Annotated in this window: 15 protein-coding genes; 4 read left to right on the forward strand and 11 right to left on the reverse strand. The window is 58.6% G+C overall.

Going from position 1 to position 19,900, the window contains the following annotated elements; all coding sequences use genetic code 11:
- Nucleotides 1–7 precede the first annotated feature (7 nt).
- The gene (locus ACK3SC_RS11625) at nt 8–1,030 is read right to left on the reverse strand and encodes a hypothetical protein (protein WP_416840350.1); all 1,023 of its coding nucleotides are present in this window, start codon (nt 1,028–1,030) and stop codon (nt 8–10) included.
- Nucleotides 1,031–1,147: 117 nt separating this feature from the next.
- Here ACK3SC_RS11625 and ACK3SC_RS11630 point away from each other — a divergent pair, with 117 nt between their 5' ends.
- Nucleotides 1,148–2,170, forward strand: coding sequence for a DUF5305 domain-containing protein (locus ACK3SC_RS11630; RefSeq protein WP_416840351.1), 1,023 nt, complete (start codon nt 1,148–1,150; stop codon nt 2,168–2,170).
- 71 nt (nt 2,171–2,241) lie between these two features.
- Here the strand turns inward: ACK3SC_RS11630 and ACK3SC_RS11635 are convergent, their stop codons facing one another.
- The 4 genes from ACK3SC_RS11635 to ACK3SC_RS11650 all read right to left on the reverse strand — a co-directional run bounded on the left by ACK3SC_RS11635 (nt 2,242) and on the right by ACK3SC_RS11650 (nt 4,812).
- A complete protein-coding gene (locus ACK3SC_RS11635; RefSeq protein WP_416840352.1) occupies nt 2,242–2,814 on the reverse strand; it encodes a hypothetical protein in 573 nt (190 codons plus the stop codon).
- Between the two features lie 72 nt (nt 2,815–2,886).
- Nucleotides 2,887–3,510 carry a hypothetical protein gene (locus ACK3SC_RS11640; protein WP_416840353.1) on the reverse strand — a complete coding sequence of 208 codons (624 nt, stop codon included), beginning with the start codon at nt 3,508–3,510 and terminating at the stop codon, nt 2,887–2,889.
- Nucleotides 3,511–3,540: 30 nt separating this feature from the next.
- Nucleotides 3,541–4,197, reverse strand: coding sequence for a hypothetical protein (locus ACK3SC_RS11645; protein WP_416840354.1), 657 nt, complete (start codon nt 4,195–4,197; stop codon nt 3,541–3,543).
- A 12-nt stretch (nt 4,198–4,209) separates the two neighbouring features.
- Nucleotides 4,210–4,812 (reverse strand): hypothetical protein, encoded by a 603-nt coding sequence (locus ACK3SC_RS11650; RefSeq protein WP_416840355.1) that lies wholly within the window; start codon nt 4,810–4,812, stop codon nt 4,210–4,212.
- Nucleotides 4,813–5,165: 353 nt separating this feature from the next.
- Between ACK3SC_RS11650 and ACK3SC_RS11655 the strand changes: the two genes are divergently transcribed.
- Nucleotides 5,166–6,326 (forward strand): signal peptidase I, encoded by a 1,161-nt coding sequence (locus ACK3SC_RS11655; protein WP_416840356.1) that lies wholly within the window; start codon nt 5,166–5,168, stop codon nt 6,324–6,326.
- 22 nt (nt 6,327–6,348) lie between these two features.
- Here the strand turns inward: ACK3SC_RS11655 and ACK3SC_RS11660 are convergent, their stop codons facing one another.
- From ACK3SC_RS11660 to ACK3SC_RS11670, 3 genes are all read right to left on the reverse strand, one after another.
- Nucleotides 6,349–6,936 carry a hypothetical protein gene (locus ACK3SC_RS11660; RefSeq protein ID WP_416840357.1) on the reverse strand — a complete coding sequence of 196 codons (588 nt, stop codon included), beginning with the start codon at nt 6,934–6,936 and terminating at the stop codon, nt 6,349–6,351.
- A gap of 261 nt (nt 6,937–7,197) precedes the next feature.
- Nucleotides 7,198–7,593, reverse strand: a complete 396-nt coding sequence (locus ACK3SC_RS11665) for a histidine kinase (protein WP_416840358.1) — start codon at nt 7,591–7,593, stop codon at nt 7,198–7,200.
- Between the two features lie 72 nt (nt 7,594–7,665).
- Nucleotides 7,666–9,054, reverse strand: a complete 1,389-nt coding sequence (locus ACK3SC_RS11670; protein WP_416840359.1) for a hypothetical protein — start codon at nt 9,052–9,054, stop codon at nt 7,666–7,668.
- Nucleotides 9,055–9,416: 362 nt separating this feature from the next.
- Here ACK3SC_RS11670 and glmM point away from each other — a divergent pair, with 362 nt between their 5' ends.
- Together glmM and ACK3SC_RS11680 are read left to right on the forward strand one after the other, a co-directional pair.
- On the forward strand, nt 9,417–10,736 hold the full coding sequence (gene glmM / locus ACK3SC_RS11675; protein WP_416840360.1) for a phosphoglucosamine mutase: 1,320 nt from the start codon (nt 9,417–9,419) through the stop codon (nt 10,734–10,736).
- 1,441 nt (nt 10,737–12,177) lie between these two features.
- The gene (locus ACK3SC_RS11680) at nt 12,178–14,703 is read left to right on the forward strand and encodes a CARDB domain-containing protein (RefSeq protein ID WP_416840361.1); all 2,526 of its coding nucleotides are present in this window, start codon (nt 12,178–12,180) and stop codon (nt 14,701–14,703) included.
- A 635-nt stretch (nt 14,704–15,338) separates the two neighbouring features.
- On the opposite strand, the gene ACK3SC_RS11685 is transcribed toward ACK3SC_RS11680, so the two are convergent.
- The 3 genes from ACK3SC_RS11685 to yicI form a co-directional block, all read right to left on the reverse strand.
- On the reverse strand, nt 15,339–16,115 hold the full coding sequence (locus tag ACK3SC_RS11685) for an IclR family transcriptional regulator (RefSeq protein WP_416840362.1): 777 nt from the start codon (nt 16,113–16,115) through the stop codon (nt 15,339–15,341).
- Between the two features lie 213 nt (nt 16,116–16,328).
- Nucleotides 16,329–17,465: an ABC transporter ATP-binding protein gene (locus ACK3SC_RS11690; RefSeq protein ID WP_416840363.1), complete on the reverse strand. Its 1,137-nt coding sequence runs from the start codon at nt 17,463–17,465 to the stop codon at nt 16,329–16,331.
- A 65-nt stretch (nt 17,466–17,530) separates the two neighbouring features.
- A complete protein-coding gene (gene yicI / locus ACK3SC_RS11695; RefSeq protein WP_416840364.1) occupies nt 17,531–19,888 on the reverse strand; it encodes an alpha-xylosidase in 2,358 nt (785 codons plus the stop codon).
- Nucleotides 19,889–19,900 lie beyond the last annotated feature (12 nt).

A 19,900-nucleotide genomic window follows, 5' to 3' on the forward strand; every position in this document is an offset into this window, starting at 1 on the left:
GAGCCGACTAGGTGAGCCACTGAAACTCGGTTTCGTCTGGCGACGTTCCGGGCGTCGTTTCTGTCGAGTCGTCTCCTTCCGACTGTGACTCGCTCGGCGTCGACTGCGCTGCTTCTGCGGTGGGTTCTGTGCCGTCTGCGGTCTCGGGTGTTGTCGCCTCGGTACTGTGGGCTTCCGTCTCGCGAGAGTGCTCTCGCTCGCCTTCTCGGGGTGGCGAATCTGTCGCGTGTGTTTGTGTGGTCGCAGTGTACGACGTGAGAACGAGCCAGTTTGTTTCCGCTTCGACACCCGTCAATGCCCGCTCGCAGTTCGGGCAGTCCGGTTCTGTGAGAAGTGCAAGGTCGATAGCCGTGCCACACTGTTCGCAGCCGGCGGTGTACGTGCCGAGTTCCCGTGCGTCTTCTGTGATGTGACGGAGTCGGTCACGTGCTGCCCGCAGTTCCCGAATCTCTGCTCGAAACTGGATCTGCGTTTGCGTGATTTTTGCGTCGAGGTTGTCTCCCGTCTTGACGAGATAGTCGAGAATCGTCTGCAGGTTGTCGAACTCGTCGTCGATCCGGTCGTCGAGACGCGCCTGTTCGGATTCGAGGGAGGTCTGGATTTCGCGAACCGTCTCAGCGAGTTCGTCGACTGACTCCTGTGTTGCTTCGACCTCGTCGAGTCTGCCCGCAAGTGACTGGACCTCGTCGACGAGTTCGGCTCGGTGCCGTGACGCCGTTTCGAGGTTTTCCTGGAGTGTCTCGATGCTGTCGCGGAGTTCACTGTTCGTGAATTCGGTCACGGCCCCATCCGTCTGTTCGCTGTCAGCGTCACGTGTCGTGTTCGCCGGTCGTTCGACGGGAAACGGGACTGATGCATCACGTCCACCTACCATCTGCGTGATTTGTTCCATCGTCCAGTACGAATCGAGTAACTGTTCGAGCACGCGCTCCCGTGAACTGTCTCGTTCCGCCGCTTTTTGTGCGACCCAGTCTTCGAACGTCGACGTGGCTACCTCTCGGTCACGTCGCTCTGACGGCTCGTTTGACATCCTCTCACACTCTCTATATGTTGACATACCCGGTTCTAGGACAAAAGTTTTTAGGACTGTTGACAATATGCCGGGTAATGGTTTTGGCTTGGGTAGAACATCTTTGGCTCTCGCACGATGGCGCTTGAAGACCGCATCGAGCTGTTCGTCACACGGCAGGCACGGCCGCTCGTCGCACTCTTTGCAGTTGTCGGTCTCCTCTGTCTCGTCGGTGCTGGATACGTCTTTTTCACGCCGTCGACGCAGACCGTCACCGACGAGGTCAACGTCCAGACCATCGAGTCGTCGGTCGAGACGAGTGCCGTCGCAACGGGCGAGTCGTCGCTGTACGACCAGGGTGAGACGCTCGAAAACAAGTCTGCGTACTTCACTCAGATTGCACCTGTCGTCTCGTTTCACGTCAACACGACCGTTCCGTCAGACCAGCCCGTCCTCGTCACCCAGCGACTCACGATGGAGACAGTCGGGGTTCGAGACGGAGACCCGTTTTACCGGTCGACGCGAACGCTCATCGAGGACCAACAGCGCGTGTCAGACGGCCGCGTTGCTGCGGCCCAATCCATAAACGTCACTGCGATGCGCGATGAACTCGAAACGAAGCGGTCTGAAACTGATGGGCTCGGTCGATTCCAGGTCACACTCACACTGGACGTCACTTACCAGACTGACTCGTACGAAGGCACGATTACGACGAGTGCGCCGTTCGTCATCTCCGGGCAGGCATACTATCTCGACGGCGCAGTCTCTGACTCCAAGACTCACTCGACGACGGTCACCCGGAGGGTCCAGGAACCGTCCGACCCACTCGAATACAGTGGGTTGGCTTTCCTTGGGTTCGTGTTGCTCGGACTCTGCGGGCTCATCATCCGGACAGAAGACAACAGCGACCCCGAAGTACTTCGGACAGAGATTTCGCACAGCAGACACGACGAGTGGATCTCTCGCGGTGAGTTCCCGACCGAATCCGAAAAGCAGTACATCTCGATTCGGACGTTAGAAGACCTCGTCGACGTGGCTATCGACACGAATCGTCGCGTCATCTACGACCCCGATATCGACATCTACGCCGTCATCGATGGCACCGAGATTTACTATTACTCGACCGACGACCTGCACGCGCACACGTGGTTGAATCTCTGAACAGACCGAACTTCGCACGCACACGCTGAAAAGGCCACATTCGTACACGACCGACAACTCCCGACCGACGCTTACGGTGGATGGTCGAGGTTTTCGAAGCGATACCTCCGATTTGTGAGGGTGTGGTAAGCCGCCGAGATGGTAAACGCGACGACGATTGCGGTCGGATAGGCGAGCGTCGGTATCACGTCAGTCGGAAGGACGCCCGCCCAGAGCGCAGCGACGACCACACAGGACAGTCCAGACAGTCCGAGATAGTAGACGCCCCACGGAATCGAGTTCTCCGGGACGATGTCGAGGTAGATATCGAGTCGCTCGGTCTGGTTGGTCAGTTCGACTTCGCCATCGTCGTAGGTGACGATTCCCGCACGTTCGAGTCGGGGCAGGTGCGTCTGCTGGAGTGACGTGTACACCGTCTTTCGCTCTGCCGACTCGAGCTCGGCTATCGATTTGTCTTTTTCCCACGCTGCGACCTGTTCGGCAAGGTCAGACAGCGAAATCGGATCTTGTTCCTGCTTGCAGTGATGGATAATGTACCGCCGTCGGTGGTTGCTCATGAGGTCGAACATTTCGTCTTTCGTCAACCCTCCCTCGTCGTCCGGAGGAACCCGCTTGAACAACCCCCCCACTCCGATCTTACTCATCTATCAACAGACTGTACTGTGTGTGCGTATATATTTTCTCTCCCATTGACACGCGACCACCACGCTGTCTGCTCACGCGTCGGGCCACTCGGTGTGAACTCGGAGTGTCAACTCGTAGTCTTCACTGGGTGGCAGGTCGTCGAAACTCCCCGGTTCCGACGACGAAACGAGATTCACTTGCAGTCCGAACGCGACCGATTCACTCGGCCCGAGTACGCCATCGGAGACGGAAGTCTCCGAACTGACAGCCAACAGATTGTCACCGCTGGGTCCAGAAGAGTCGAGGGTGTTGGCCCCCGCAGTCGCTTGCAGTGTGTTCTCTACGTCGTCGAGCGTCTCCGCCGAGAGGACGGAACTCGTGGCTTCGAACGAGAAGTAGATGCCCTGGAGTGGGTCCGTACTGGTGTTCGTTATCTCGACGATGTCTTCGAATCGAGTGATTGCCCGTTTGCTGAGACCGGCGCTGTCGTCATCGAGGTCGATTCCACTCACGTCGCCGTCGTCGTCGGTCTGGACGTAAATCGGTGGGTCGTTCGCCGGCGTCAACTCGATCGAGTTGTCTCCGGTGGTGTCGTCGACGACACGAAACGACGCGTTCGAGGACGACCCGACTACTGCGGATGCCCCCGACTGCGCTGCTCCGCCAAGAACGAAGAGATTGCCCAGTGTGAAGAGTGTCTGTCTGCGTGTGGGCATGCGGAATCTGTGTTGATTACTGTCGAGTGGTTACTGTTGGGTCGCCATCGCGGTTACTTCGTTGATGAGTTCGGTACTGTCGCTGTCGCCAGTGAACGACCCGGAGGTCACACCGTTCGCGATGCTACTCGACTGGGTGACGGACAGGCTGACAGTCTCTGGCGTCCCGGGTGACACGGTCACAGCGTTCGTCGGGTCGTACTCAGTATCGAGGGGATCCGACGAGATGACTGTTCCATCCGCCCGCTGGAACTCGAACGCACCAACGACGTCTGCTTTCGGGATGCTTCCGTCTTCGACTGCGGACCCGAATTCGGTGTAGTCGAACGAGATTGTATAATCCGTCCCATCGGTGTTGTTGTTGGTTATCTTCAGGATGTTACCGAAGTCGACATCCTGATCTCCCGTGATCGCGACCTGTATCGTGACCATCTGCCCGTTGTTTTCGCTGACAGTCGCCACCGGAAGGTCGTCTGGTTCGAGAGAGTCGAAGTCGATCGTGCCGTTCTTGACGACGTTCGACCCAACCGAATCCGCCGGGTCGATGCGGATATCCGCTCCCGGTGATACGACTCGGAAACCACCCTGGTTGTTACTCGAGACGACATCCGCTGCGCCTGTTCCGAGGGCGATTCCTGTCCCGAAGGTGAGCGTTCCGAGCGCCGTGATGACGGTTCGTCGGTTCATGTTCTGTGCGTCTTATTGGGTCGCGACGATAACCAGATTTCCAGTGTCGCCGTTGATGGTCGCATCGGCAGATGGCGACCCGCTGAGGGTACTATCTCTCGTGTCGATTTCGATGTCGAGATAGGCTGATTCGCCCGAGGCAAGCGTTTGGACACTGCCACCGTTTGCGATGCTGTCTGTGCTCGCTGGGCCGAGGTACAAGCTCACGACTGCGTGGTTTACTGACCCATCAGCGTTCGTAAACAGCAGTGTGAGTTCACCAGACGAACTCGTTACCGCACCTCCACTGAGGTCGCCAGTAGCGATGCCAACGTCTGCCGAGCTATTGGTGTCTGGTTCGTTGTTCGTAATCGTCAGGACGTCGCTGAGCTTCGTAATCGCGTTTTTATTGAACCCCGCGTTCGCGTCGAGGTCCAGATTCACCGTGTCGTCGGCGTTCGTGGTCGTGTACTCGCTTCCGGTGAGCGTCAGCAACGCACTCGCATCACCAGCGGTACTCACAGACACCGACCGTGCTGCACTGACGTTACTGAACGCGCCCGTCCCCACGAGTGCGCCACCGCCTCCAACAATCGCTCCAAGCCCGAGTAGTACGTTACGTCGATTGATTGCCATATTGTGTAGTTCCTCGACACAGCCTTGTGTGTCGTTGTCCGGGCCAATACACCCTACCCTCTTTGTATTCAGGTGCTTGAACGAGTACTCACGCTGCTATCTGTGTTTCAAGCCAAGCTTTCCGCCCAGACAGATGCATCGCAGTCACTCGGTTTCTCTCGAGAGATGAACACTGAACTCCGACCGGCCGACCTGAGTGAAGATACATACCGATAGAACACACGCTCGTCCTGACGCATTCCAGAGAGTGTCTGTCTCGCGAATCGGGATACCAGGTCGAGGCGGTTCGCGAATCAGGATACCAGGTCGAGGCAGTATTTTATGCCCACGAGCGATATATCTCTCAGTATCTCGTGAAGCTCTCGGAGGTTGTCGAATACGCGGTGGTTGGTGCCATCCTCGTAGCCGTCGTTATCCTCCTGTTTGGCCAAGCACTCGGCCAACCCATCCTCTTCGGCTACGTCGAAACCGGCAGTATGGCACCAACGCTGGAATCAGGCGACGGATTCGTCGCCATCCCGTCGGTGTTGACCGGGCCACCAGAACCCGGCGACGTCGTCGTCTTCCGCGCTGAGGCACTCCACGATGGCGGGTTGACGACGCATCGAATCGTGAGACAGACCGATGCGGGGTATATCACACGCGGCGATGCCAACCCGTTTACCGACCAGGATAGCGTCGAACCGCCGGTCGAAGAGTCCCAGATCGTCGCGGAGGCGCTCCAGCTAAACGGAGCAGTCGTCAGAATTCCTGCACTCGGGACCGGTGTTTCGGCTCTTCACGGTGCTGTCGCCTCAGTCGGTGGCCTCTTCTCAGCAGGCTCCGGACCCCAGTCGGTGTTCAGCGGCGGGTTCTCGCCGATGGTGCTCGTCGGTATCGGTGGCGGACTCATCGCGCTGAGCGTCCTCGTCGATGTCTTCGGCACCGCCAGAGAGCCTGCGACGCGGAGTCGTCGTCGACCGAACTATCTCTCGGTCGGCGTCGTGTTGGTCGTCTTCGTGGTCTTTCTCGTGGCACCTGCAACGGTGAGTATGATGCTCAGTTCGGGGACGACGACGGTCGAGATCGTCAGTTCGGACACTCCGACCGACAACCCGCTCATCGTCGGCGCTGGCGAGTCGACGACAGTCGACTATCGCTCGACCAACAGTGGGCTCATCCCGATGTTGACCGTCGTAGAGTCACCCGACGCCGGCGTTACGTTCGACCAGTCGGTGCTGTATCTCTCTGGACGAGCGAATGCGACGACTGCGCTCACGATTCGTGCACCACCTGAGAATGGGGTGTACACCCGGACGATAACCGAACATCGCTACGTCCCGATTCTTCCTCGGCAGGTCATCCTTGGACTCCACGATATCCATCCGATGGTCGCGATCGCTGCTATCGATGCAGTTCTCGCGGTGATGACGCTCGTCGTTGGTCTCGCGACGCTCGGGGTGAGCCCTGTCCGGGTCCGAACGGCCGCTCGAAAGCTCTCGCTCGTCGACCGACTCAAACGACGATTCTTCTGAGTTCGGACGGGCGGTACGTGCTCTAACCGGTTGCGTTTCCGCTGTTCCCGGGTGAGCTCACATTGCTGTTCCCGCTTCCGCTTCCGTTCCCGCTCCCGCTCCCGTTTCCGTTTCCGTTTCCAGTGCCAATTGCCCCACCAGTCGTGCAGTCGAACGAGAGTGTCGTCTCCAGCGTTGCATCGGAGACCGTCGCCGTCTCGTCTGTGGCCGTCGAATTGACCGCGACAGAGACGGTTGCTGTATCGTTGATTCCCGACAGGGGTTTCGTACAACTGACAGAGACTTCTTGGAACGCCCCGGGGTCGAGGCCCACGCTGTCGGTTGCTGGGTCGGCCGCCAACGAACTGACTGAACCTGACCCGAACGCAACGTCGAACTCGACTGTCGCCCGGGAATTCATGTTGTTCACGAGACGGAGCGTCGCTGGAGTAGTCATCGTCACCGCCGTCGTCGACCCCTCGAGTGCGACCAGTGCGCTGTCGTCCTGGGCGACTGACACAGCAACTGGGCGTTCCCCAGCGATGGTGCTGTAGCTTCCTGTCGGAACGATGGCGAACATCATCCCAAGAACAACGAGTGCGAGTCCGGCGTGCCACAGCGTTCGGTTCATCGATTCCTCGTCGAAGTTGCCTAGCGTTTGGTGTCAACCATCTTGTACACTTCGGGTGGGTCACGCGCTGTTCGTCGCCAAAAAGTGGGGTGACCGAACCTTTTCGAGAGGGGATGTGGGGAAACGCTCGGTCTGCGGACTCACTCGTTTCTGATGCGAATCCGCAGATGTGAGACGATTCGGTGCGGTGTTAATAGTTTGCATCACGGAACGTTCGTGCGTCGATTATCCTGCCTTCTGCCGACGGAGTTCAGACGTTCGTCACCGAACTGTGTTCTCGAGCCACTCACTGGCGTCCGTCACGACGTCGAAGAGTCCGTCTTCGATGGGTCGTCCTGTGGGTACTTCGACACTCCACGTCACTTTCGTCTGTACCGCTTGCAGGTTGACCATCGTCGACTGCAGTTGCGTCGCCAGAACGACGGGCACTGCAGCATCGAATCGTCGAATGGCCTTCACCGCGGCGATCCCATCGAATCGTGGTGGTGCGTGGAGGCAGATGAGTAACTGTGGGACCTGCGCTGTCAGCGACTCGACGAGCTCGCGACTCGAACTGAAATACCGAACAGAAACGTCGCTGTCGAGGTTCGCGGAGTCAGCAGGAGGCGGCCCGTATGCGAGAATCTGTGGAGTTCGCTCTCCAGTGGTCTCTGACACGTTCCTATCGTTCGAGACTGCGTCGTTTGGTTCTTTCCCTCGCACACGGTCGTGGCGCGTACAGCGTTCGGACTACACCGACGGAGAGTCGATCGATTCGACGGACAAATCGTACGTTGCGACGTCACCTTCGAGCGTTGCCTCGGTGAGCGACGGTTCGCTCGCGAATCTGGCGCTCGTGAAGCGAGCGGCCCCTCTGACGACCGTCTCGGTGAATCCCGCGCTCTGGGCGACGTACGTGTACGCAAAGTCGAGTCCGCCATCGATTTCGACACCGAACTCGAGGGCCGTCATCGTGCAGTCCGACATGTCGACGTTGCCGTGAACTCGCGACCCGGTCCAGTACACTTCGCTTCCAAACGAGGCGTGCGAACAGGAGACCGCTCCACCGACCGTGGTTTCGACCAGTCTGAACGGAGCGTTCGGCGTGAATCTCGCTCCCGTGAGTATGAACCCTCCAGCGATCGCGGTTCGGACGAACGAGACGGTTCCGCCGTCGAACTGGGCGTGCTGCATCGAGAGTGTCCCGTCGATGGTCACCGCATCGACGTAGACCGCTGCCTCGAACGTCGCGTACGAAAAGTCGACGCGTCCGCCAGTCGCAGTGAGTTCGGTCATATCGACACCCGTCTCGAACTGACTGCTCCGTGCGTCCACGCCGCCAGTGACGTGGAGGTGTGTCGCGTCGAACTCGCCACCCACGCGAAGGTGTTCGAAGCGGAGTCCGCCTTCGACCGTCGCATCGTGAAGCGTCACGTCGCCATCGACGGAACAGTGTGAGAGCGACAGTTGGTCGGTGCACACAGTCCCTCCGATGTCGAGACGGCCACCGATACGAGTGTGTGTCAGTTGAACCGTTCCGTCGAACCGTGCCTGAGAGAGGCCGACCTGGTCGTCGGCCGTTCCCTTTCTGAACAGTGCGTCACCTTCGATACGAACGCCTGTCGCGACGAATGAGTCCACGTTGAACCCAGAGGCATCCAGTCGGCCGTCGAGTGTCGCATCGGTGAGTATCCAGTCTTCTCCTGTCTGGAAGTTCAGACAGGAGACGGTCGAATTCGCGTCCAGTCGGTGCATGAGGAGTTCACCACCCGCCGACGCTGAATCGAGTCTGAGCGCTGGCTCGACCGTTGCTTCACTGAGGTCGATGTCGCGCCGGACGATGAGTTCTCGCATGTCGATGGTGTCGCCGCCGGCGAGCGTCGCTCCAGAGAGGTCGAGTGAGTCGAACTGTGCCCCGACGAACGTCGACGGACGGTCGGGGTCGTTTATCGTCTCTACGAGCGCTGCCGTCGTCGCGTCGGGGTTCTTCTCTTCGATTGGGGCGTGAAACTGGCAGTGCTCTCGCTCGGGGGCTGCTGGATGAGGACACTCCCAGACGGCGTGGCCGTCACCCGAACCAGCGTCGCTTCCGCTGATACTGGATACGTGTTCGTATGCACAGCGAGGCGCTTGCTCCACGTCGTTCCCATTCGTATCGTGTTACAAATATGTTGTTGTGTGGACACGGACTCGTACTCGGTATAGCGATTGTTATAACAGACATACGAGTGTTACACAATGGCCTTCACCTGCTGTGTGAAATGTCACCACTCACCGAATATTGCCGGCGTCCCAACAAAATACAATACTGTAGTCGAATTGGACGGTGGAAGCCGTCCCGTGCAAGCCCATTGATACGATATCACGATTCGCACGGGCGCTTCCAACGTGACGCTGAGTATCTCTGTATTGCCGCCAGTGGACGCTCCCATTCCCTTTCTGGTAGTACCGCCGATTCGTCGATGCGAAGCGTTGAATAACGGCTGCCGTAATCGTCGCACATGTTCGGAACCAGCGGTGTACGAGGCCCATTCGGTGGCCTGATTACGCCCGAGTTGGCGATGTCGCTCGGGCATGCGCTTGCAGCCACCGGTCTCGACCGCGTCGTCGTCGGCCACGACGCACGAACGACGAGTCCACTTCTCGCTGATTCTGCGTCTTCGGCCCTCCGGAGTGCAGGTGTCGATACCGTTCGTGCTGGTCAGGTGTCGACACCAGCGCTCGCTCGTGGCGTCGAGTTTACCGACTCGGATGCCGGTCTCATGATTACCGCGTCGCACAATCCGCCAGAAGATAACGGATTCAAACTGTGGGAGCCATCGGGACAGGCGTTTGGCGAAGCACGTCGGGCGGAGGTCGAGGCTGCACTGAACGCACTCGAGCCAGCGTACGCGTCCTGGGACGCTATCGGTGCGGAAGAATCGGCCGAACAGTTGACTGCACAGCACGTCGACGCGCTGTGCGACGCCGTCGATATCGACGGTTCGTGTTCGGTCGTCGTCGACCTCGGAAACGGAATGGGGAACGCAACGGTCGAAGCCCTCCTCCGACTGGGGTGTGAGGTCCAAACACTGAACGCGACGCCCGATGGTCGCTTCCCCGGCCGACCAAGTGAGCCGACTGCAGCGACGTGTGCGACCCTGTGTTCGGTCGTCGCGAATACGGACGCCGACCTCGGGATTGCCCACGATGGTGATGCCGACCGGATGATGGCCGTCGACGAGACTGGGTCGTTCGTCGGTGGCGACGAACTGTTGGCCTTGTTCGCCAGGGAGGTCGTCTCCGACGGTGAGCGTGCCGCGGCCCCCCTGAACACGAGTCTGGTCGTCGACGATGTCCTCGAAGCACAGGGTGGCTCGCTCACCCGGACGAAGGTGGGTGACGTGTACGTCGCCGAAGCGGCTCTCGACGACGACGTCGTCTTCGGTGGCGAACCGAGTGGCGCGTGGATTTGGCCGGATGAGGCGCTCTGCCCAGACGGCCCACTCGCAGCGTGCAAACTCGTCGAACTCGTCGAACAGCGTGGCTCGTTGGCCGCGCAGCGTGCAACGTTGGCGTCCTACCCACTTCGCCGAACGACTGTCGAGACCGACCAGAAAGCAGAAATCATGGCCCGGGTCCGAGATGCAGTGCGCCAGACGTACGACTCTGAACGAATTTCGACGCTCGACGGGGTTCGTATCGAATACGACGATGGTTGGGCTCTCGTTCGGGCCAGTGGGACGCAACCGCTCGTTCGGCTTACTGCCGAAGCACGTGACGAGCGTCGCGTAGACGAGTTAGTCGAAGAGGTTCGCCAGTTGGTCGACGACGCTCGATAGAGAGCGGGCGTTTGGTCCGTTGCTGGGTGCGTACACCCATAGAATCTCCCGGAAGAAGTGGCTATTTCGCCCAGGTATCCCAGCATCTATCGCCATGCCACACCCGGGAGCTATCGAACAGCCACGTTCGGACAGCCATCGAACCCCCAGTTCAAGTCGAGCGAACACCAGCGAGAGGGACGCTCGCGTCGAATCTCCCACGTGCGGAACTCGTCGTCAGTGGGGTGTGGGGATGCGACGAACGGGTGGAAATCCCGGTTAAATCCAGATTCGAAATCGGTGGATACATCCCACCAACGTTGGGGTGTACCGGGAAATTGGGGGTTTCTCAGACGCTCGTTTCGGGCCACGTTTCGGTCGGATCGATGTTTTGTGTGTATACTCGAACGTGCGAGAGACGGCATGTCGTGCTCTCTGTGGCGATTTCCGCAGATTCACCGATGGTCGAAAACGTGGTGTGAGCGGGGTCAACTCGACGTTCGATACACCCCTGATCGGCGACAGACGAGTACACCCTTGCGGGGAATCGGCGTGGGTGTACACCCCTACAAACCAGGGGTGTAGCGTCCGAAAGACGAATTGACCCCGCTCAGAAGGGTGTAGAAATCCGGCCATTTTCGCCATGGGTGTACTGACAGAAAGACGGCGAGGCTGGGTTTGGTGGGGTGAACAGAGAGCGTCGAATTCAGTGAGTTGGGCAGACTCGTGAGTGGGCTGAAGTGATTCTCGTCAGTCTCGACAGGAAACCCACCGCTGGTGGTATCGTCGATCCCGGTCGTTGGGCATCGTCTAACTACATTAATCCGATTTTGAATGAACACGATTTGGATGACGTTTGGGAGCCCATCTCGACGGGTCGGTAGACTTTCAGATTGACGACAGTATCGTCGCACGCCGGACTGCGTGCCCGGCGTGAGTCTCTCAGTTAGGAATTTCCGAACCGGGAGTGTGTCGTTCTGATGGTCGCGCTATCTCTCAAATCGGGAGCCGACATTCAGTTCATCGTGAACATCACGAGCACGTGGTGGTCACGAAACAGTGTACTACCACCGTGTCGGACACAAGGTCTCGTTTTATCGACCGATGTGTTGGACGCGCACCGAGAGACAGTCGGAGCGAGCGACGCAGATGGGGCCGTCGAGATGACTGAATGTCCTGTGGTTCGAAACGCCCGAATCGGGGTGGAACGGAGGAAAACCGGGGACAGTGGAGCGTGTAATCGATAGACAGAAACGAGGTGGTCTCCGACCACCCGTCTCGTCTGTGATAGGTGTCCGGTGGTATCTCGTGTATAACGAATGTCTCCGAACGCGTCAATCGAGCATATCGATATGTCCTCCTCCACGACCGGTTACATTCCACTCTACGGGTCGACTCATCGCAGCACGTGGGAGCGAACGCGAACCCGGTCTGTTCGCGTGTCGAACGCAGAGGTGAACTGATGGGGACGCTGAATCGCGTCCTCGTCGTCATCGTCGCGCTCTCGGTCATCCTCCCGACGATGACGATTGGTGGTGTCGTCGCGCAGTCGGGTGAGACACCGGTCTTTTCCGTGACCCAGGGCGGTGTGTGTTACACCGTCGAAGCACTGGGTGACGGGTCGACGAGGGTGGAAAATTTCTACGACTACCGAAACAACGAGACGTCCCCGAGAGGGACGTTCTCGTCGTACGGAACGACGTACCTCCAGTCGAACCAGGTGAGCAACATCTTCTTCTATCACGGCTCACAGGGTGTCAGCCTGGTCTTCCTCCACGACAAACTCGGTGACGAACCGTACGCGAGCACGGTGACGATGGACATCCGAGGGTTGCCTCCCGGTGAGTGGGCCGTCCAGGACGACTACTACGGTGGCGGGACGCAGGACGACGACTGGGTGGTCAGTGGGTCGCGGGCGACGATCGACTGGAAGTGGGCACAGAACCGAACAGACGGTGGGGCGTACCGTGGGTTCGAGAACCTCCAGTCGGGAGACACGGTGACCATCACGCCCGGGTTCAACGAGAATGCGGCCCACTGGGGTGACTGGGGATGGTCCAGGGGCAACAACCGAATCTCCCAGTTCAGGCTCGTCAACGGTGACGAGAGCACGACGACACTCGACATGAACTCGCAGCTCACGATCGAGTCCGGGCCGTGTGAGGTTCCGACGCCAACGCCAACGCCAACGCCAACACCAACGCCAACGCCAACACCAACGCCAACGCCAACGCCAACCCCAACTCCAACTCCAACGCCGACACCGACCCCAACGCCGACGCCGACGCCAACAGCGACGCCAACTCCAACGCCGACGCCAACGCCAACTCCAACTCCAACACCGACACCGACCCCAACGCCGACGCCGACGCCAACAGCGACGCCAACGCCGACACCCGAGCCAACCCCAACTCCAACGCCGACACCAACCCCAACGCCAACAGCCACTCCAACGCCAACGCCGACACCAACCCCAACGCCGACACCCGAGCCAACCCCAACTCCAACGCCGACACCAACCCCAACGCCAACACCGACACCCGAGCCAACCCCGACGCCAACGCCGACAGCCACACCAACACCAACACCAACGCCAACGCCAACACCGACACCGACGCCAACTCCAACCCCAACACCAACAGCCACACCAACCCCCACTCCGACACCAACGCCAACCCCAACACCTGAACCAACGCCAGAACAGAAGCCACGTAGCTCAGGCGGTGGCGGGTCGAGCGGCGGCAGTTCGAGCGGTGGAAGCTCCGGCGGTGGCGGAAGCTACATCGAGCCATCGACCCGAATCGAGTCGACAGACCTGACGACTTCGCACGTTCAGTACGCCGTGACGAGCGCCAAAGCTGGCGACTCACTCGAGTTCGCCCTGCCGTCGTCGGCCACTGAAGGCTCCGGCGTCGAACAGGCGTCAGTTTCGGTCACTGTCTCCCGCTCCACGTCGTACTCACTGGACGTGCAGTCGTTCACGGAGATTCCGGCAGGCGTCGACCCGATTGCCGACGCTGACGACGTCCCGCTCTATCTGGACATCACCGGTGACGAACCGATGAACGACTCGCTCGAATCGGTCCAGGTCACGCTCACCCTGTCGAAAGCCGATATCGATGCTCGCGGGACGGCGGCCGAGAACATCGCCGTCTACCGGTACCACGACGGCTCGTGGGACCGACTCGACTCGACCGTGACCGAACGCGACGGGACGTACGTGGTGACAGCGACGGCACCGGGAACGTCGTACTTCGCACTCGGAATCCGCCAGCCAGTCGCACGTGTGTCGAACGTCGACGTCGGGTCGGATGTGACGGTTGCAGCGCCGACGACGATGACCGCCGACGTGACAAACGTCGGCCACGCGAACGGCACCGTCACCGTCCCGATGCGTATCGATGGCGAGGAGGTGTCGACGCAATCGGTGACGCTCGAGAGCGGCGAGACGAACTCTCTCGCGTTCGAGTACTGGTTCGATACCCCCGGAACCTACACGGTCGAAGTCGGTTCCGAGCGTGTGACCGTGACCGTCCCCGGTCCGAATAGTGTCGAACTCACGGACGTGACTGCCGACGCCGCGATTATCGGCCCGGGCGAGAGCGTCACGCTCATCGCGACGCTCCGAAACACTGGCGACACTGACGCAGAGATGACCGTCACCTTTGGCGTGGTCGGTGGCGACACAGTGACGCGGACCGTCTCCGTCCCCGCTGGCGAGCGCGAAGTCGTGACCTACGAGCACCGACTCGACGCTCCCGGTGAGTACACGCTCACCGTCAACGACCGGACGTTCGACGTGACGGTCAAAGAGGGTGCGTCGAAGTTCGGCACAGATGCGCCTGGTGGCGGCGACCAACCCAACACTGAGTCGACGCCTGGGCAGTCGTCGGGTCACCGGTACGGCCTCGAAGTTGTGATTTTCCTCTCCGTAGCCGTGATTGTCACTGCCCTTGCAGCCCGCTGGCTGATCGGCAAGGAAGAGTAGTCGTCGACCGGACTCTGTCTCTTCGTTTTATGTCAGTTTCCCTGCTCAGCAGATTTATACTGACATCGAATACGACCACCCGTGTTCAGTGAATACTGTCGTGATGGGTATCCAGGTTGCGTTGGAACTCTGACCCACGATGTCTGCGTGGTGTACTGTTGCATGTTGAAGATGGTGGCAGTTATATCAGTAAAATATGATATATGGAATGCTGTCAAGAAATATTGTGTCTATCTTCTCAAATCAAACTTCACTGATATATCTACAGAAAGCACAGTAACATCTGTTCTAATTGATTGGTTATATACTTATTGGGAAAAATGTGGGAAATATACAATTTGAAATTATACAATAATAATGTGGGATATTACAGTTCTATGTAAAACTATATTAATTGACATACTTTTGGAGGCCGTCGCACGCATCCACAGTACTGTCCGGCGCGTCCTGTGCAAGTGTGACGCTCGTTGTAGTCCGGGATGGTTGGGCGGGCTATTACACCTGTACGACTGTAACAAATAGGGCTGAACCTTCTTCACAAACTTGCGGCGATGTACAATGAAACGAGTCGCTTGTTTACGTAGCGTAAACAGAACTCAGATTCTGCATCTCGAAAACAGCACGTGCACTACCGGTCAGAGCTGAGTTGCGTTCACCTGAATAACGTTCGCTGCTCCGCGAACGACCTCCGGAATCTCTTCAGTGAATCGTTCGTCTTTCATTCGAGCGACGGGGCCAGATACACTGATCGCACCGTGGAGCGTCCCATCGTGGCTAGTCACCGGTGCAGCAACACATCGCAATCCCTGGAGAATCTCTTCGTCGTCGAAGGCAACCCCACGCTCTCGGACCGTTTGGAGTTCTTCTTTTAGCTCCGCTCGAGTCGTAATCGTCTCTTCTGTCTGTTGTGGAAGCCCGTGTCTCTCGACAATTTCGTCGACCCGTTCGTCGGGGAGGTGCGCGAGTATCGCTTTCCCGAGGGCCGTACAGTGGAGATACATTCTGTCTCCCATCGACGACCGAGTCATGATTGCCCGTTCGCCGATCGATTTGTGAAGATACACACCGCGACCGTGTTCTTCCACCATGAGTTGTGCAACCTCTCCCGTTCGGTCTGCGAGCGCGTCTATCTCCTGTCGTGCAATCTCGTAGATTGGGACGCTGTTTTTCGCATACTCTCCGAACCGAACGAACCGAAGGCTGATCCGATAGGTATCCCCGTCTTTGACGACGAACTCGTTGCGAGCAAGTGTCGAGAGATGGCCGTGGATGGTTGCTTTCGAGAAGTCGAGGTGATTCGAGAGTTCAGTCACTCCTGCTCCGTTGAGTTCTTGGAGCGCGTCGAGAATGTCGCAGGAAATCTGCACTGCTTGCACTTGTCGACCACCTGTCTGAGAGTTGTCGCCTGACATACGATGACATATGATGGTTCCCCGCTTAATTGTTTGGCCTTCGTAAACGTAACTGGTCAGCGGCCGGGGTAAATGACTGGATACAACTGCTCACTGTTTCGGTTTCCCTGTAATTGCTCCCGACGAAACGCACACGCCCGCCAAATCCGTTCGCGAGAAGTAAACACCAAATCCGTTCGCCCGATTCACAACTGCCCTGTTCGTCGTGGTGGCCTACGAGGACGCAGACTGCGTCTGTTCCGTCTGGTTTTCGTCGCCATCAGACAGAATCGTCTCGCCGGTCGTCCGATCGAAGAGGTGGAGCTTCGTTTCGGGGAAGACAACTGAAACACGGTCGCCTGCACCGATTTCTCGGTCTGCATCGATACTCGCGGTGTGGGTTTTGTCGCCAATCTCGAGGTAGACGTATGAGAGTTCACCCATCGGCTCGACGACTTTCACCGTTGCGTCGACACTATTTCGAGCGTCTCCGGTTGCCACTTCGATGTGCTCAGGACGGATGCCGAGCGTCAGTGCCTCGGTTTCGCCGGTGAGTATGTCCCGGGTTTGTTCTGAGATGTGGTAGACGAAACTGTCGTGTTGAAGTGCGTTACCAGACAGATTGACGTCCATAAAGTTCATGCCCGGACTGCCAATGAAGCCTGCGACGAAGCGATTTGCAGGTTGATGATAGCACTCCAGCGGCGTCCCAACCTGTTGGAGCTCCCCATCGTTCAGGACCGCGATTCGGTCACCCATCGTCATCGCCTCGGTCTGGTCGTGGGTGACGTAGATTGTGGTGACTCCGAGGTCCTGCTGGAGTTCTTGAATCTCGGTTCGCATCGTCGTTCGAAGCTTGGCGTCGAGATTCGAGAGGGGTTCGTCCATGAGGAACACCTCTGGCTCGCGGATGATCGCTCGGCCAAGTGCGACGCGCTGTTGTTGCCCGCCGGAGAGCTCTTTTGGTTTCTTTTCGAGGAGATCAGGAATCTCCAGCATGGTTGCAATCTCTTCGACGCGTTTGTCGATTTCGTCACTCGAAAGGTCGGTCGTAATCTTCAGACCGTACCCCAAATTCTTGTGTACGGTCATGTGCGGATACAGCGCGTAGTTCTGGAACACCATCGCCATATCTCGCTCTTTTGGCTTTGCGTACGTGATCTCGCGGTCGTTCAGGAGTATCTGGCCGGACGATGCGTGTTCGAGGCCTGCGATACACCGAAGCGTTGTGGACTTCCCGCACCCTGACGGGCCGACGAGGACGAGAAACTCACCATCGTTGATGGTGAGATCAAGGTCGTTGATAGCCACGATATCGTTCCCATTATTGTCGAAGACCTTCCGCAGAGTGTTGAGTTCTAATTCACCCATGATTATTCAGTGCTAACTGTCTGTTTCTGATTCGCACTAATAAAACCATTCCCCGTGGTCACTATTCACATAGTTTGCAACGTGCCGTCGTGGACGTCCCAGTCTTGCGACGCCAGCTCGGCACCATCGACAACCACGGTGTCTGGTTCGTCTCGAACGCCGGACACGACGAGTTCGAACGAGTCAACAGCTGACTCGTCAACCGTGAGTTCGTAGTTCGATGCCGTTGCGTCGAAGGTCACCGTGACAACCTCGTCGCGGTCTTCGTCGTACAACGGGAACGTCGAGTGGCACTGCCCACCTGCAGGCAGTTCGACCTCGACCGTGAGGGTCGAAGGCGTACCCGACTGGACTGTCTGCGTCGCCGCTCGCTTTGGCACGATTCCACCCGCAGCGACGAAAATCGGCATCGTGTCCAGTGGCGTGTCGACGGTGACGGTTTGCCCGCCATCGAATCGCTCACCGGTCCAGTGGTCGACCCACTCGCCTGCTGGGAGGTAGACGTCTGTCGTCCCGCGTTCGTCGAACACAGGCGCGACCAACAGTTCGTTCCCGAGGAGGAACTGGGTGTCGAGTTCGTGCGTCCGCGGGTCGTCTTCGTACTCGAGGACGAGTGGTCGAACGACGGGCATCCCCGTCCGTGCAGCCTGTTCTGCATACGAGTAGAGGTACGGCATGAGTTGGTACCGAAGCCGAGCGTACCGTTTGAAGATCTCGACGGCTTCGTCGCCGAACGCCCATGGCTCCCGGGGCGTCGTCCCGTGACAGCGTGCGTGACTCGATAGCAGGCCGAACTGGGCCCACCGAATGTAGACTTCTCGCTTGGGTTCGCCTTTGAAGCCCCCGATGTCGTGACTCCAGAACCCGAAGCCCGAGATTGAGGCCGCGAGGCCACCACGGAGTGCGGCAGCCATGCCATTGATCGTCGTCTGCGGGTCGCCACCCCAGTGAACTGGGTAGCGTTGGCTCCCCGTCCACGCTGCACGCCCCCAGAGGAACGCGTCGTCTGCTCCGTTGACGTCTTCGATCGCTTCGTAGACTGCCTGGTTGTACAGATACGGATAGACGTTGTGCATCGCTTTCCCAGACCGACCGTTCGAGAACACGGCATCTTCGGGGATGTACTCACCGTAGTCGGTTTTGAACGTGTCGACGCCCATCTCGAGGAGGTCGTAATGTTTCTGTTTCCACCAGGAGACTGCGTCGGGGTTCGTGAAGTCGACAATTCCACCCCGATAATCCCCCTGACAGGTTCGGTCCATCACGTACGGTTTGCCCGTCCCGTCTCCGATGAGATAGCCCGAATCACGTGCCTCGCGGAACGCCTCGGTGCCAACGGGAACGTGTGGGTGTTCCCACAGTGAGATGTGGAAGTCGTTTTCGTGCAACTCTGCAATCATCTCTTCTGGGTCGGGGAACTGGTCGGTGTCCCACACGAGGTCTGTCGATTTCTGTTCTCTCATCCAGAAGGGGTCGAGGTGGACGACGTCGCTGGGTATCTCTTCCTCACGGAGTCGTGCAGTGATCGATTCGAGTTGCTCGCGGGATTCGTATCCCAGTCGCGACATCCACACACCGAACGACCACTTTGGAGGTCGCGGCGGGCGGCCAACGAACGCGGTGTAGGTCTCCAGAACCGCCTTCAGTGATGGACCATGGAAGTACACCCCTGCGAAGGAGTCGTCGTCGACGGCAATCGTCCCGCTCGCTGCGGTCGACGAACCGATATCGTACGACACGCGATTCGTCGTATCGACGAGCAGTCCGTATCCCGCAGTCGACAGGTGGAATGGAATGTTCTTGTATGCTCGTTCGGTTTCGGTTCCAAGCGGTTCGACGTGCCACGACTCGAATTCGTTGCCGACACGGTTGAGTCGCCCAAACTTCTCTCCGAGTCCGTAGATGCGCTCGGTCGGGCGGAGTTTGAACGACGCGCCCGTCTGCTCGATGCGGTGAGGGCCGTGATTTATCTCCTGTTCGTCGAACCAGAGTGGGTCGACACGGGGATTTCCACGGACGTCGATATCGTGGGTTTGCATCGCGTAGGTCTCGGTCCCGTCGTGGTCTTCGACACGGAACGACCACGCGTCGAGCCCAATCAGCAGTCTGAGGGCGTCGGTTTCGACGACGAGTTCTCCGTCGGCTTCGTCGACAGAGAGTGCAACGTCGTCGACGACGTCGTCGGTCTTGTACTCAGGGAGGTCAGTTGGCCGCACCACCTCTGGATTCGCACTGAGTTCGAAACGGAAGGTTTCGGGGTTGTAGAAGTCGACTGTCACCACGACGGGGCCACGTTCGGTGAGTCGCTCCTGTGTACTCTCCGTCTCGCAGTCGAGGGTGATGGTCCGCCCGTCGACGTCGTACGTCCTGACATTGGTTATCGTCGTCCGTGACATCTGTCTGCTTGCATCGAGAGTGAACATCTTAATAAACCT

It is taken from the genome of Haloferax sp. DFSO52, assembly GCF_048158745.1.
Classification (GTDB): domain Archaea; phylum Halobacteriota; class Halobacteria; order Halobacteriales; family Haloferacaceae; genus Haloferax.

Excerpts from the sequence above, each read along its gene's own strand:
- ACK3SC_RS11625 (WP_416840350.1), bottom strand. The coding sequence starts at position 1,030 with ATGTCAAACGAGCCGTCAGAGCGACGTGACCGAGAGGTAGCCACGTCG.
- ACK3SC_RS11630 (WP_416840351.1), top strand. The coding sequence starts at position 1,148 with ATGGCGCTTGAAGACCGCATCGAGCTGTTCGTCACACGGCAGGCACGG.
- ACK3SC_RS11635 (WP_416840352.1), bottom strand. The coding sequence starts at position 2,814 with ATGAGTAAGATCGGAGTGGGGGGGTTGTTCAAGCGGGTTCCTCCGGAC.
- ACK3SC_RS11640 (WP_416840353.1), bottom strand. The coding sequence starts at position 3,510 with ATGCCCACACGCAGACAGACACTCTTCACACTGGGCAATCTCTTCGTT.
- ACK3SC_RS11645 (WP_416840354.1), bottom strand. The coding sequence starts at position 4,197 with ATGAACCGACGAACCGTCATCACGGCGCTCGGAACGCTCACCTTCGGG.
- ACK3SC_RS11650 (WP_416840355.1), bottom strand. The coding sequence starts at position 4,812 with ATGGCAATCAATCGACGTAACGTACTACTCGGGCTTGGAGCGATTGTT.
- ACK3SC_RS11660 (WP_416840357.1), bottom strand. The coding sequence starts at position 6,936 with ATGAACCGAACGCTGTGGCACGCCGGACTCGCACTCGTTGTTCTTGGG.
- glmM (WP_416840360.1), top strand. The coding sequence starts at position 9,417 with ATGTTCGGAACCAGCGGTGTACGAGGCCCATTCGGTGGCCTGATTACG.
- ACK3SC_RS11680 (WP_416840361.1), top strand. The coding sequence starts at position 12,178 with ATGGGGACGCTGAATCGCGTCCTCGTCGTCATCGTCGCGCTCTCGGTC.
- ACK3SC_RS11685 (WP_416840362.1), bottom strand. The coding sequence starts at position 16,115 with ATGTCAGGCGACAACTCTCAGACAGGTGGTCGACAAGTGCAAGCAGTG.
- ACK3SC_RS11690 (WP_416840363.1), bottom strand. The coding sequence starts at position 17,465 with ATGGGTGAATTAGAACTCAACACTCTGCGGAAGGTCTTCGACAATAAT.
- yicI (WP_416840364.1), bottom strand. The coding sequence starts at position 19,888 with ATGTTCACTCTCGATGCAAGCAGACAGATGTCACGGACGACGATAACC.